At 74.1% G+C, this 12961-nt stretch carries 9 protein-coding genes and 1 tRNA gene; 6 read left to right on the top strand and 4 right to left on the bottom strand.

Annotated features, from left to right (window positions below; translation table 11 throughout):
- Positions 1-26: 26 nt before the first annotated feature.
- Positions 27-1145 (bottom strand): alpha/beta hydrolase, encoded by a 1119-nt coding sequence (locus BGK67_RS03570; RefSeq protein ID WP_069918515.1) that lies wholly within the window; start codon positions 1143-1145, stop codon positions 27-29.
- Positions 1146-1288: 143 nt separating this feature from the next.
- Positions 1289-3709 carry a helix-turn-helix domain-containing protein gene (locus BGK67_RS03565; RefSeq protein WP_069918514.1) on the bottom strand — a complete coding sequence of 807 codons (2421 nt, stop codon included), beginning with the start codon at positions 3707-3709 and terminating at the stop codon, positions 1289-1291.
- 153 nt (positions 3710-3862) lie between these two features.
- Here BGK67_RS03565 and BGK67_RS03560 point away from each other — a divergent pair, with 153 nt between their 5' ends.
- Together BGK67_RS03560 and BGK67_RS03555 are read left to right on the top strand one after the other, a co-directional pair.
- Positions 3863-4090 carry a hypothetical protein gene (locus BGK67_RS03560; RefSeq protein ID WP_069918513.1) on the top strand — a complete coding sequence of 76 codons (228 nt, stop codon included), beginning with the start codon at positions 3863-3865 and terminating at the stop codon, positions 4088-4090.
- An 81-nt stretch (positions 4091-4171) separates the two neighbouring features.
- Positions 4172-4636: a hypothetical protein gene (locus BGK67_RS03555; RefSeq protein ID WP_069918512.1), complete on the top strand. Its 465-nt coding sequence runs from the start codon at positions 4172-4174 to the stop codon at positions 4634-4636.
- Positions 4637-4697: 61 nt separating this feature from the next.
- Here the strand turns inward: BGK67_RS03555 and BGK67_RS03550 are convergent, their stop codons facing one another.
- A complete protein-coding gene (locus tag BGK67_RS03550) occupies positions 4698-5360 on the bottom strand; it encodes a deoxynucleoside kinase (RefSeq protein WP_069918511.1) in 663 nt (220 codons plus the stop codon).
- 476 nt (positions 5361-5836) lie between these two features.
- Positions 5837-7366, bottom strand: coding sequence for a glycosyltransferase family 39 protein (locus tag BGK67_RS03545; RefSeq protein ID WP_069918510.1), 1530 nt, complete (start codon positions 7364-7366; stop codon positions 5837-5839).
- Between the two features lie 135 nt (positions 7367-7501).
- On the opposite strand from BGK67_RS03545, the gene BGK67_RS03540 reads away from it, so the two are divergent.
- The 4 genes from BGK67_RS03540 to BGK67_RS03525 all read left to right on the top strand — a co-directional run bounded on the left by BGK67_RS03540 (position 7502) and on the right by BGK67_RS03525 (position 12869).
- Positions 7502-7575 (top strand) — tRNA-Arg (locus BGK67_RS03540).
- Between the two features lie 256 nt (positions 7576-7831).
- Positions 7832-8665: an SDR family oxidoreductase gene (locus BGK67_RS03535; protein WP_069923600.1), complete on the top strand. Its 834-nt coding sequence runs from the start codon at positions 7832-7834 to the stop codon at positions 8663-8665.
- A 95-nt stretch (positions 8666-8760) separates the two neighbouring features.
- Positions 8761-10200 carry an SWIM zinc finger family protein gene (locus tag BGK67_RS03530; protein WP_244291132.1) on the top strand — a complete coding sequence of 480 codons (1440 nt, stop codon included), beginning with the start codon at positions 8761-8763 and terminating at the stop codon, positions 10198-10200.
- Complete coding sequence (locus BGK67_RS03525) at positions 10197-12869, top strand: DUF7824 domain-containing protein (protein WP_244291131.1); 2673 nt, start codon at positions 10197-10199, stop codon at positions 12867-12869. Before BGK67_RS03530 ends, BGK67_RS03525 begins: the two co-directional genes overlap by 4 nt.
- Positions 12870-12961: the final 92 nt, after the last annotated feature.

Here is a 12961-nt window from a genome sequence, read left to right as displayed (position 1 = left end):
GGGACCGCGGATGACGTACGGACCGCTCAGCCCGCCGCGGCGAAGGCGGCTTCGAGGCGCGGGACGTAGTCGGCGAAGGCGGGCGCCCAGCACCCGTAGTTGTGGCCGCCGTTGCAGCTCGGGGCCAGCGAGGCGCCGTTGCCGTAGTTGACGAGGCGGCTGGGAATGCCCAGCTGGTCCAGGCGGGCCTTGACGGTGTGGGAAGCCGCGGCGGTGTGCACGTCGATGAGGTCGTTGTCACCGGTGTAGAGCGTGATGCCGGTCCGGGAGAGCTTGGCGAGGTTGACCGGCGCGGCCGGATCGACCGCCTTCCACACGCGGTCGGCGTTGAAGAACGGGTACGGGGAGCCGAAGATCGCATCGCTGTCCACGTAGGGGCCGTGCCCGGTGCAGTCGCCGGAACCGGAGCCGGACGAGCTGCTCGCCGCGCACCAGGCGCCCGCGAGGTTGAGCTCGGTGGCCAGGACGGCCCCGCGGACCTCCCACATGCCGAAGTCGATGCCCCCCGACAGCGCTGCCACGTGGCCGAACAGGTCGGGCCGGGCCTGGGCGTAGTGGAGGGAGCCGTAGCCGCCCATGGACAGCCCGACGACGGCGCGGTGGGCGCGGTCGGCGCGCGTACGGAGATTGGCGTCGATGAACGGGACGACCTGAGTGAGGTGGAAGGTCTCCCAGTTCGCCTTTCCCTCGGCGGTGTTCTGCATCAGCCAGTCGGCGTACCAGCCCTTCAGCCCCCCGTCCGGCACGACGGTGATCATCAAGTCCGAATGCAGCGCCGGCGCGGCCGCGACGTCGTTCACGTTGCCGCCACCGCCGTGCAGGAAGTACGTGACCGGCCAGTCACGGCCGGGATCGGTGTCGTAGGCGGCCGGGAGGAGGATGCGGATCGGGTGCTTCCCCGAGAGCTGCGGGGTGGTGACGGTGATCGTGAAGTCGGTGGGGCTGCGCACCTGCGTCTCTTCGCGGAGCACGGACAGGCCGTAGCCGTCGCTGAAGGCGGGCACGGCGGCGGAAGCCGAGGGCGCGGTGCGCACCGGCGCGGCGGCCGGTGCCGCTGCCGGTGCCGCGGCCTGTGCGGCGCCGGTGCCCAGCAGTGCGGTGAGCGCGAGTGCCGTGCCGAGCGAGGCGAGGCGCGGGGACGTCATGGGTGACCCTTCGTCGACGGGGCTCGCGGCGCGGTGACGCCGCGGGCCGGACATCCCGATGGTGGCGGCCCGGGCCGCCCGGCCGACAGGCCAAGCCACCGGCCATTGGTGACCGGTACCCGCAAGGCCCGTCGCTCCGGTGGTCACCGATCGCCGGTCGACGGGGGTGTGAACGTGGCCGGTGCGAAGTCCCGGTGCCGGCCGCGGAAGGCGCGGCCCAGATGGTGCTGCAGCCGGACGTGGCGGAACTGGTACACGGCTCCGGTCTGGCGCAGCCCCCCCCGGTGGTAGGCATCGTCCAGGAACGCGGCGGGGTCCCAGGGGAGCCGCCCGGCCAAGGGCAGCCAGACACGTGCCAGCACGATCCAATGCCCCCAAGCCGTGAAGGCGAGCACGTAGGAGGCCGCGCCGCCCAGGCCACCGACCGCGCCGATGAAGAGGCTGTCCTGGACTCCCCAGTTGAGGGGGCCCATCGTGCCCTGGAGCAGATGGACGATCAGGTAGCCGCCGAAGGCGATGGCCAGGGTGAAGGCCGGCGCCAGGATGAGGAACTGCCGTCCGGCCGTCGCACGGTTCGAGGCCAGCAGACTGATCGGGGTGGCCGCCGCGGCCACGTCCACGGGCACTTCGAGCGCGGCCATGAGCCCGAAGACGAGGCCGGCGGCCGAGCCGAAGATCAGCCCGAGCACCAGCATGTTGATCAGGGTGCCCTCGATGATGCGCGGGTCGGTGACGGATGTCCCCGCGGCCAGCGCGCGTCCGAGGGTGAGGGCACAGGCGCATCCGATGCCCATGACGGCTCCGCCGATCAGACCGTGCCCGAACCGGACGGCGAAGGTGCGCAGGGGCCGGCGGCCGAGGCTCTCGTGCGTGGCGCGCAGGGTCAGCCGGATACGGGCCGGTTCGACCGCCGCGCCGCCGCGGGACCTGTCCGCGAGCGCGTAGACGGCTCCGAAGGCGAGGCCCGCGGCGGGGCCCATGAGACTGCCCTGCAGGAGGAGCTCGTGGAGGGGGAGGGGGGTGAGCAGGAGGCCGACCAGCCAGTCGGCCAGGGTGATGCTCACGACGCTGGCCAGGACGAAGGCCATGGTGCGCGTCGAACGGGGCAGCGAATCGCCGAGCTGCCACCACGCGAGGTCTTGGCGCTCGCGGTCGAGGCGGACCAGGTGGTGGGCGAGGTAGCCGAGCCGGCGTTCGGCCCGGGCGGAGTCCGCGTACGGCGCCCGGGGCTGGTGGCCGGCCGCATCCCGCTCCGGGGCGCGGCGCCGGTAGACCGCCGGCACGAAACCCGCCAGCAGGTGTTCGTCCAGGCTCTTCACCGAGGGGAACCGGGTGGTGTCCAGAAGTTCGGCGGGGTCCCGGTCGGGTGTCTCGCTGTACAGGGTGCGGGCGAGGATGACCATGAGCGGGGTGGTCAGCACCGCGGCGAGGTTCGCGTGGGCCGGGCCCCGGCCCGTGCGCAGTTCCGTGAGGACCGCGTCCCATGGGGAGCCGGGCACGCCCGTGCCGTGGTCAGTGCTCGTGTCGGACGGGACGCCGCGGGTGGTGCGGGGCAGGTAGTCGGCGAGGTCGTCGAGGGTGAGGTCGGTGAGTTCGATGCCCCCCGCCCAGACGAGCGGAGCGTGCGCCGCCCGGACCGCCTCGGCGTACTCCTCGCGCCGGCTGGTGAGGACGAGCGGGGTCGAGGTGGCGTTCAGCGCGTCCAAGGCGTCGCGCCGTAAGCCTTCGGCGATCTCGTCGAACCCGTCGAGGACCGGCAGGATCAGGTCGGCGTCGACCAGTACGGCCGCCAGGGTCGCCCCGCCGGAGCTGCGGCGGGCCAGATGCGGGTGGTCGCGCAGCAGTCGGCCGATCAGCCAGTCCCGCAGGGCCGTGGTCGACGGGTCCCAGGAGCCGATGCTGAAGATGACCGGCACACGGGGGTGCGGGGCCGGGGATTCCAGGAGGTCCAGGACGAGCCTGATCGTGAGGATGGACTTGCCCGAGCCGGCCCGGCCGAGTATCACCAGCCGCCCGGAGGGGATCCGGAGGTAGACCTCGGCCATGCTGCGCAGGTCGCCGCCCAGATCCACCTCACGGGGAGTCCCTCCCGGTCCGAGGCGCTGGATGTTCTCCGCCCGGTCGGTCAGAAGGGCGGGAGCCGGCTTCCACCGGACGGGCAGGGGGAACGGGTCGTGGACACGGCGTTGCGCCTCCTCGCGGCGCCAGCGGCGCCGGACCTCCGTCGCCAGCTCCTGCGAGGCCTCGGCGAGCGTGCCGTGGACGGGCGGCCGAGGGGGCGGGGCGGGCGCGGGACCCGGCATTCCCTGGCTCTGGCGGCCGGCACCGGGGGCCGCCGCCGATGAGCCGGTGAGGGCAGCCGCCAGACGCAGCCGGTCTCCTTCCTCCAGGCCGAGCGCGTCCGCGAGCAGGTTCACCGTCCCCATCCGGTGGTTCGTGGATCCGCCGCTCTCCAGCCGGCGAATGGTGCGCACGCTGACCCCGGACCGTTCGGCCACCTGCTCCTGCGTCAGGTCCGCTCGATCGCGCAGCGTGCGCAGCAACGTGCCGAGGTCCTCTGTCATCCGGCATCTCCCCATGATCGCCTGTGTGAACGGCGGTGAGCCTACCCGTGGCCGCCGGTCACGAATGGCCGGGCGTCTGGCCTGTACAGCCGCCACGTCCCGGGCCACCGTCGGGTCGGTGCCCGTGTACGGACGGCAAGGCAAGGAGCCGAGGTGGCCAACCGCTTCTGGTGCGGAGAGTGCGGTTTCAAGACGCCCTGGGTCGACACGTCCGAGGGGCTGCTCCGGCAGCTCGAGCACTACGCCCGCAGGCACCCCGGCACGACTCCCGCCGGCCAGGTCGAGACCCGGAGGCGTGGCCCCGGCGCGCGCCATGGATGGCTGCTGCTGACGGCCGGCGCCCTCATCCTGCTCACCGTGGTGGCCGCGTGGCGCCACTGAACACACAGCGCCGCCGGGGCGCGGGACGCCAAGCAGAGCACGCCGACTCCCAAGTCCACTTCATCTTTCGGAGGTTCGCCCATGTCACACCCGCCCACCACCCCGCGCCGCGACGGCCGTTCCGGTCCTCCCGCGCGGCGACGCCCCGGCACCGCCACGGCCGCGGGCGCACTCGGTATCGCGTACGGCCTGGTGGTGCTGTGCGCCGGGGTGAGCGGGATGCTCTGGGGGCTGAGCTCGTTCGGCGAGGTGGGCTGGTTGGTCTTCCTCTGCGCGTTCGTCATCCCGCTCGGAGTTGCCTTGATGCGCAACGGAGCCAAGCTGCTGTCGGGCGAGCCCGAGGCCGGCCCGCGGCTGAGCCAGCTGCTCATGGTGCCGGCGGGCCTGTCCGGAGTGGCGATCGGGTCCATGGTGGCTCAGGCGGACCTGGCCACCAGCGCGGCGCAGAACCAATTGGTGGGCTTCAACACGGCCTTCGTCCTCTCGGCCGGGGCGATCGTGCTGACCGAGGCCCGCTCCACGAAGGCCTACCTCGGCTCGTTCTGACCCCCGCGCGATCGCCGAGGCGTCGACGGTGCGGCCCGCGGCCTGGGTGCGGTCCGTGATCTCAGGCCGGGCGCCTGACCGCGACCAGGGCGTCCTTGACCTGCCGCACCACGCGGGCCGCGTCCTCGGGGTTGTTCACCACGTCGGTGTGGTTCATGTCGATGACGAGGACCTCGCTGGCCGAGTAGTGCTCGTGCACCCAGTCGTCGTAGCCGGACCACAGCGTCCGGTAGTACTCGATCAGGCCCTCGTCCTGTTCGAAGTCGCGGCCGCGCAGTCCGATGCGGTGCAGCACCGTCTCGAAGTCCGCCTTGAGGTAGACCATCAGATCGGGCGCCTTGCGGTACGGCAGGCCGTCGATCTCGCGCATCATCTCGTCGAGCAGCCCCTCGTACACCCGCATCTCGAGGGAGCTGATCCGGCCCAGGTCGTGATTGACCTTGGCGAAGTACCAGTCCTCGTAGATGGACCGGTCGAGAACGTTGTCGCCCCGCTTGTACGCCTCCTTGATCGAGGCGAACCGCGTCTGCAGGAAGTAGAGCTGGAGCAGGAAGGGGTAGCGCCTCGCCTGGATCTCCTCGGGGCTCGCCGTGTAGAAGAGCGGGAGGATCGGGTTGTCTTCCACGCTCTCGTAGAAGACCTCGCTGCCCAGCTCCTTGGCGAGCAGCTCGGCCACGCTCGTCTTGCCGATGCCGATCATGCCTCCGACGCAGATCACTGGCATTCCTCACTTCTCCCCGGGGGTCTTCTGTTCGTGGCCGGGTGCGCTCGGCGCGTCACACTCCTGAGACGCACCCCGGCGGTCACGCGACTCCGCGGGAGTTTCATGATCAGCGTCATGTGGTCCCCGTACCGGACCGAGGTCCTGGCCCGGGCCGTTCTCCTCGACCGGCCCGAGCGTTCCGCAGTCGCCGCGCACAGTGACGGTCCGCAGCCCCGCAGCCGCCTTGAATCTTAAATGACGTTTCTCCCCGTCCCGGCCAGGGCGTCGGCGCTCCCCGCGGCCGTGGCGGTCGAGGCGGTGAGACGGGGAGCGGAACCCTGGGGGCTCCGCCGTTGTCAGTGCGTGGGCATCGTCATCCCCCGCCCGACACCGAGTGGGGCAGGCTGCGCGAGGAGTACGAACTCCTGCGCGACCGGGTCTTCGAGAAGCTCGATCGGCAGCAGGCGCAGGGGTAGGGGCAGGGGCCCCCGGGAGGATCAGCGGGTGCGTTCGACCAGGGTGACCTGGAGCGTGCCGGCCGTGGTGGTGCCGACCACCTCGTAGTGGTCCCTGAGCGCCTTCTCCTGGTCCGGCGGGAACCCGTGGTAGGGGTTCGAGGTCCCGCTCCAGGTGACCACCCACACCCTCCGGACGCCGTCCAGACACCGCGCGGGACGGCCGCACTCCGTCGGGAAGAGGTCGTGGGCGGCCACCGCCGAACGCTCGGCGAAGACGTCCCTCGGCTTCACGTGCTCGGGGAGGTAGTACTCGACCATGGGGCCGAACATGAACAGCCGTTCGCTGCGGCCACCGACCGGGGCGAGGCCGTCACCGGGCTCGTAGCCCGCGGCGATGAAGGCAGCGGCCCGCTTGCCGTCGCCGGGGCCCTTGGCGTGCTCGGTCCGCAGTCGGCGCTGGTCGCCGACGCCCAGCGCCATCAGGAGCACCAGTCCGACCACGCCGAGCGGCCGCGGCCGCAGCGCCCCGAGGCCGGCGGCGGCGAGCACCGCCCAGGCCGGGAGGGTGAAGAGGAGGTAGCGGTCCAGGAAGTAGGAGGGCCCGGTCTGGGATATGAGCCAGGCGGCGGGGACCGGCAGTGCGGCCACCAGGGCCAGCTCCGCGGCCGGCCGGCGCCCCCGGGGCCAGGCGAGCGGCAGCGCGGCCGCCGCGAGCAGGGCGTACGAGACGGGCACCGAGAGGGACAGGGTGCTCCACAGGCCCGCGAGGTCGCGGAAGTGCGGAGGGTGGAGCCAGCCGATCTGGCGTCCCACCTGCCCCCGGGCGACGACCATCAGAGGGAGAAGAGGGAGCAGCGAGGCCAGAACGGCCAGGGCGTAGCCGGTGGGCAGGCGCCAGGAGCGTGCGTCCCACCAGCGTCCGAGCACGATCAGGGCGTGCGGCAGCAGGACGATCAGCGAGACGATGTGGAACAGACCGGCGCAGGTCACCGCCACCCCGTACGGCAGCCAGCGCAAGGCGGTCGGCCGGTGCAGGGCCCGTACCAGGAACCAGGTGGCGGCGGCCACGGCAAGCGTCACGAAGGCGTAGGCGCGGGCTTCCTGGCCGAACCGCGAGACGGCGGGGATCGCCGCGAAGAGCACACCCGCGAAGAGCGCGGCCCGGCGGTCGAACAGGGTACGGGCGGTCAGCACCACGAAGGCCGCCGCACCGCCCATGGCCAGCGCCGAGGGCATCCGCAGCATGGCCGGGGAATCGCCGAAGAGGGAGACCCAGCCGTGCAGGAGCAGGTAGTAGGCGCCGGAGCCGGCGTCGACGTTGCCCAGCATCGCGAGGAGTTCGTCGGGGCTGCGCAGCGCGGCGCTCCAGCTGGCGAGTTCGTCCCGCCAGAGTTGGACGGTGCCGCTGCCCGCACAGGCGACCGCGAACGTCAGCAGGGCCGCCCCGAGCGGATCGAACCGGGCCGATCCCCGTACCCGCCCGGCGCCGGGGTCCGGCGACACGGGCAGCCCCCGGGGACGGGCGGCGGCCGGGCCGATCGCGCCGCGGGAGTCACACTCGTCGATCACTGAAAGCACCTCATGGGAGTCGGCAGGGGGTGCACAGCCCGCAGTGTGCCAGGGCCCGCTTCCGGCGGTAGCGGCACCCCGGGTCCATGGGGCAAGCGGTGGCGCGCCCGCCGGCCTTATGATCGCGAGCGGGACGGGGCTCGTAGCGCAGTGGTCGTCGCGCCTCCACCGCATGTAGGAGGACGCCGGTTCGAATCCGGTCGGCCCCGTCCCACCCGGGCGTTGCCGCCATCCTGGCGATGCCGGCGGCCCGGTGCGGTCCGTGCCCGGTGCGGTCCCGCGTGCCCGGTGCGGCCCGGCGCGGTCCTTCAGTCCGGGGCGCCGCGGGCAAGGCGCGCGCCCCGTTGTGCGCCCGCACGCCTCCGCACGCCCCAGCGGGAGGGATGGCCGACAGGCCGGGGCCCGCCGACCATGAACTTCCGCTGTCCGGCGGACACCGCGCACCACGGACGCTTCGGGGGCACGATGGCACGACGCTGGCTGGTCACGGGATGTTCCTCCGGCCTCGGACAGGCCCTGGCCGTCGCCGCGGCCCGGGCCGGAGACGAACTGGCCGTCACGGCACGCAAGACCGCCGACCTGTCGGAGCTCGCCGCCGCCTGGCCCGGCCGCATCATCCCCGTCCCGCTCGAACTGCGGGACGCCGACTCCTGCGCGGAGGCGGTCCGTACCGCCGCCGACCGGCTCGGGGGCATCGACGTACTGGTCAACAACGCCGGCGCCGGACTGTTCGGTGCCGTCGAGGAGGTCTCCGACACCGAACTGCGCGACCAGTTGGAGACCTTGGTCGTGGGCCCGTGGCGGCTGATCCGCCTGGTCCTGCCGTTGATGCGGGCCCAGGGGCACGGGCACATCGTCAATGTCTCCTCCGTCGTCGGCCGTATGGCCTTCCCGGGCCTCGCCGCCTACGGAGCCGGGAAGCACGCCCTGGAAGGCATGAGCCAGGCCCTGGCCGTCGAGGCCGCACCCCACGACATCCGCGTCACCGTCCTCGAACCCGGCATGTTCGCCACCCGCTACGGGACCGCCATGGCCGAGGCCCGTGCCCGGGTCCCCGCCTACGACGTCACCAACCGGGAGATGCTCGAAGGCGCCCGCGGCCTCGCGGAGAACCCCGAGACCGGCAACCCCGAGGACTTCGCCGCGCGGGTCCTGGACATCGTCGGATCAGACACCGACACGCCCCTGCGGATCCCCGTCGGCGACGACGCCTACGGATACCTCGACGAGGCCGAACAGGCCTACCTCGCGGAGTTCGCCGCCGCCCGGACCATCGCCCAAGGCCCGCCGCGCGCTTGACGGTTCCTCAGGCAGCGGCTCCCGCGTGCCCCGGCAGCCGGCGGGGCTCGCGGAGCGCGCCGGCGTTGTCAGTGGTCCCGCTTAGCGTTCCGATCATGACGCGAACCGCACACACCTTCGCCTACGCGCGCTCATCCTCGCTGACCACCGCCGGTACGGGACGGATGCTCGGTCTGGAGACCGCGGGCGGCCTGACGCCCGCCGGCGCCGAGGCCCACCCCCAGTTCTTCGCCGGGTTCCTGAACAGCCCCCAGGCCGCTGCCCGCGCCCTGCTGGCCGTCGCCGACGTGGCCGCCGCCCGCTACTACCGGCGAACCCTGCGGGCCTCCCTCGACCCGGTCGTCACGGGCAACGGCGACCGGCTGCGCTTCGAGTCCTTCTCCGGGTGCTGCGGGGTGTACGCCCGGCTCGACGTGCTCCCCGAGGGACTCGGCGGCGCCGACACCGGCCACGGCACCACCAACGTTGACGTCAACAACCCGCTGCGCGAGGCCCTGTCCCGCCTGACCGGCGACGACCCGCTGCACCTGCGCGTCGGCCCCGACGAGCTGACCGTCACCACCCTCGACGGTCCGGTCGTCGAGAAGAAGGTGCCGCTCCCGGACCGCTGGCTGCGCGGTTTCGCCGAGTCCCAGGCCATCACCACCGGCTTCGACCTGCGCGCCGAACTCACCGCCGCCGAAGCCGTACGCTTCCTGCGCTCGCTCCCGCGCACCCCCGCGGCCGGCGGCGCCGCGAGCGCCGCCCTGTGGGTGGTCCCCGCGGGCCGTACGCTGCGCCCCACCACCCGCCCCGTGCCCGGCGCGGTCTGCCTGCCCGGACCGGACCGGCTCGCCGCCCTCCAGCGGGTCCTGCGCAACGCTACCGGCCTGCGCGTGTACGGGCCCGCGGCCGACGGCGCCGGACCCACCGCCTCCGCCTGGGAGGTCGGGCTGCCCGGCATGCGGCTCACGCTCACCCTCTCCCCGGAGCCCGACCGCGGGTTCTCCGGCGAGGGCGGCGTCCTGGAGGCCCTTGCCACGGACACGGCGGCCGAGGACGCCGACCTGATCTCCGTGCTGCTGGCCTGGGAGCCGCGCATCGACCCGGCCGACCTCGCCGAGCAGTCCGGGCTGCCCGTGGAGCGCGTACGGGCAGCCCTCACTCACCTCGGCACGGGCGGCCGCGTCGGCTACGACCTCGCCGAAGCCGCCTACTTCCACCGCGAACTGCCCTACGACGCCCGTCGCGCGGAACGACACAACCCGCGCCTGGTCGCCGCCCGCGCGCTGCTGGCTCAGGGCGGCGTCACCCTGGACGGCGGGGCCGCCGTCGTCGCCTCCGGGGACCGCCGCTACCAGGTCCGCGGCACCGGCGGCGCCCTCAGCTGCACCTGCCAGTGGTGGGCCGACTACCGCGGCCGGCGGGGGCCCTGCAAGCACGCCCTCGCCACCCGCATGGCACGGCGGGCAGCCACACATCCGGGCCCGGCGCCCAGTTCGCGAACCCACCCCGACACCCCGCACACCACCACCCCCGCCGGAGCCGCACGATGAACGCCGCCACCCAGGAGACCACCGCCCCCGCCCCGCAGCCCGACGCCCCCGCGCGGAGGATCCTCGCCGCCGTCCGCGCCGGACGCCCAGCCGACCTGCCGGGACTGCTGAAACCCCTCGACCCGGTGCAGCGCCGGGAGCTGCTCGCCGAGCTGAAGGCGCTGCGGGCCGACCTGCGCGCCCAGGGCTGGGAGAACTGGCGGGAACGGGACCTGGTGAGCCCGGCCCTGATCGTCGCCGGCGCCGGATGCACCACCGGTGCGGCGGCCGCGGCTTCCTGGATCGCCGCCCGTGACCTGCGCCGCTGGCGGGAACTCCCGGCCGGCCCCCTGCTCGACGTCCTGTCCGACCGGCAGCCGCAGTGGCTGGGCGACCTGGCCCACCGGCTCGCCGCGCGGGCCGCGACCGCGGAGCAGGACTACCCGCTGATCCGCGAGCTCGTCGGCCTCGCCGGATGCGCGATGCCGACCACCGACGGCTGCCTCGAAGGCTGGGCCACGTCCCTGCCCGCCTCCGGCACCCCCCTCGTCGACTCCTTGCGCGGCGACCCGTACACCGCCGAGCTCGTCCCGCGCCTCTTCGAGACCGCCGAGCCGGTCAGCTCGCTCAACTGGTCGCGCGAGCCCGCCGGCCCGCACCACTGGCCGACCGCGCTCGCCACCCTCGCCGGGGAGGGCCTGGTCGACCGCACCGCCCTCCTGGACGGGTGCACGGCCCGGCTGCTGCGCGGCGGCACCGCCCCCCACCTCAAGCCGTACCTCGCGATCCTGCAGGCCCTGCAACCGACCGCGGAGGAGGAGCGGGAGCGTGCCGCGGACTGGATCGCGCTGGCCGCCGACGCCCCGTCCGCCGTCGCCGGGCACGCCCAGCAGGCCTTGGCCCGGCTCGCCGCAGCCGGCGGTCTCGCCCCCCGCCTGCTGGCCGAAATGTCCCTGACCGTCCTCTTCCGGCCCGAGAAGAAGCTGGTCCGCGCCCAACTGGTGCTGCTCGGCCGGGAGCTGGTCCGCGAACCGGCCGCGGCGCCCGAGCTGCTGCCCGTACTCGGCGAGGCCTTCGGACACACCGACACCGACATCCAGGAACGGGCCCTGAAGCTCGTCGCCGCGCATCTGGTCGCCGACCCGGAGGTGCACGCCGCACTCGCCGCATGCGCCCACCTGTTGAGCCCCCTGCACCGGGCGCGGGCCGTGGAGGTCCTCGGCCCGGACGCCGCGCCCGCCGACGCCGCCCCCTACCGGGAGATCCTTCCGCCGCCCCCGGCCCAGGTGCCGATCGAACCGGCCCCGGAGAGCGTCGAGGAGACCGTGGAGCTCGTCGCCGCGGTGGTCAACTCCCGCACCACGAACGTCGAGGAGTTCGAACGCGCCCTCGACGGCCTCGTCCGACACGCCCGCCGGGACCGGGCGGCCCTCGCGGCAGCGCTGCGTCCCGCGCTGGCCGGACGCTGGTGGCTCGACCCCGAACGGTCCTTTCACTACACCGGCGACCTGCCCGGCATCGAACACGTCGCCGCCATCGTCCTGGACGCGCGTCCCGCGGATCCGGCCCACCCGCCCCAGCCGGCGCTCGTGTCCTGGCGCAGCAGCTGCCACCACCCCGCGTTCTCCGTCGCCGCCCACGCCCGCGTGGCCGAGGCGGCACGGCACATCGCCGGCCGGCCGCTGCCCTTCCTGCTCGCCTTCCCCACCCATACGAGCGGCTCCCTGGACCCCCACACCCTGATCGAGCGCCTCGCCGCGTACGCACGGCTCGGCGAGGCCCCCGGCCCGGCGGACTTCGCGCAGGCCCTGCTGCGGACCCGCCGCGACCCCACCGCCATCCCCGGTGCGGCCGCCCTGGGCACACCCGAGGGAGACCGGCTCGCGGCCTGGCTCGGCGAGGACGGCGCGCCCGCCGCCGTCACCCGCCGCACCGCGCCGGCCGTGTCCCGCCACTACGACGTGTGGCCCGAGCACCTCACCCTGGACACCGGGGAGCGCCCCACCGTCATGCGCCGGTTCCCCAAGCCGTTCCGGGAGTTGGGACAGCCCCGCACGGCGACCGGCCGCTGCTGGGACGGCGGGGACGACGCCGCCCTGGTCGCCACCCTCCCCGAGGACCGGGAGACCCTGGCCGCCTGGTCGCTCCCGGCCATCACCTCCTGCGCGCTCCACGAGGACCGGGGCGGGACCACCGTGCTGCCCCTGCTCGCGGCTGCCGGAGGCCCGGCCGGCCCGGCGCTCCACCTCGCCGTCGCCACCGGACTGGGCGCCCGGCACGCGGAAGACCGGCTGAGAGCCGTCGATGCCCTCCTCGCCCTCGCCGCCCGCGGCGAACTGGACGCCGTACGCCTCGGCTGCGACCTGGGGGAGCAGCTGACCCTGGGCACGGTCAAGCCCAACCGGCTCGCCGACTCGCTGCGCACCGCCGCCGCGACCGGCGCCTGCACGACGATCTGGTCCGTCCTCGCGGCCGCCCTGCCCGCCCTGCTCACCGGTACGGCCGACCCGCGCGGCACCGGCGACCTCCTCGAGATGGCCGCCGACTGCGTGGAGGAGTCCGCGGCAGCCTCCCCGCACCCGGCCGGCCTCGCCGCCGTCGCGGCTCGCGGCGGACGGTCCCGCCTGGTCACGCAGGCCGTCCGGCTGGCCAAAGCCCTCGACCGCAACCAGGAGCCGGCACCCGCCTGACCCGCCGCCGGCCCCGGGTGTCCGGCCTCGCGCGCGGCCTCATGGACGGACCGTGAGGCCGCCCAGGCCGACACCCGACCGCCCGACGCCGG

Origin of the sequence: Streptomyces subrutilus, from assembly GCF_001746425.1 — a bacterium.
In the GTDB taxonomy this organism is placed as follows: domain Bacteria; phylum Actinomycetota; class Actinomycetes; order Streptomycetales; family Streptomycetaceae; genus Streptomyces; species Streptomyces subrutilus_A.
Note: the sequence above shows the minus strand (reverse complement) of the source record. Positions and strands in the feature narration are given on the sequence as shown.

Bases quoted from the DNA above. Each gene is read 5' to 3' on its own strand.
- BGK67_RS03570 (WP_069918515.1), bottom strand. From the start codon at position 1,145: ATGACGTCCCCGCGCCTCGCCTCGCTCGGCACGGCACTCGCGCTCACC.
- BGK67_RS03530 (WP_244291132.1), top strand. From the start codon at position 8,761: ATGACGCGAACCGCACACACCTTCGCCTACGCGCGCTCATCCTCGCTG.
- BGK67_RS03555 (WP_069918512.1), top strand. From the start codon at position 4,172: ATGTCACACCCGCCCACCACCCCGCGCCGCGACGGCCGTTCCGGTCCT.
- BGK67_RS03525 (WP_244291131.1), top strand. From the start codon at position 10,197: ATGAACGCCGCCACCCAGGAGACCACCGCCCCCGCCCCGCAGCCCGAC.
- BGK67_RS03535 (WP_069923600.1), top strand. From the start codon at position 7,832: ATGGCACGACGCTGGCTGGTCACGGGATGTTCCTCCGGCCTCGGACAG.
- BGK67_RS03550 (WP_069918511.1), bottom strand. From the start codon at position 5,360: ATGCCAGTGATCTGCGTCGGAGGCATGATCGGCATCGGCAAGACGAGC.
- BGK67_RS03565 (WP_069918514.1), bottom strand. From the start codon at position 3,709: ATGACAGAGGACCTCGGCACGTTGCTGCGCACGCTGCGCGATCGAGCG.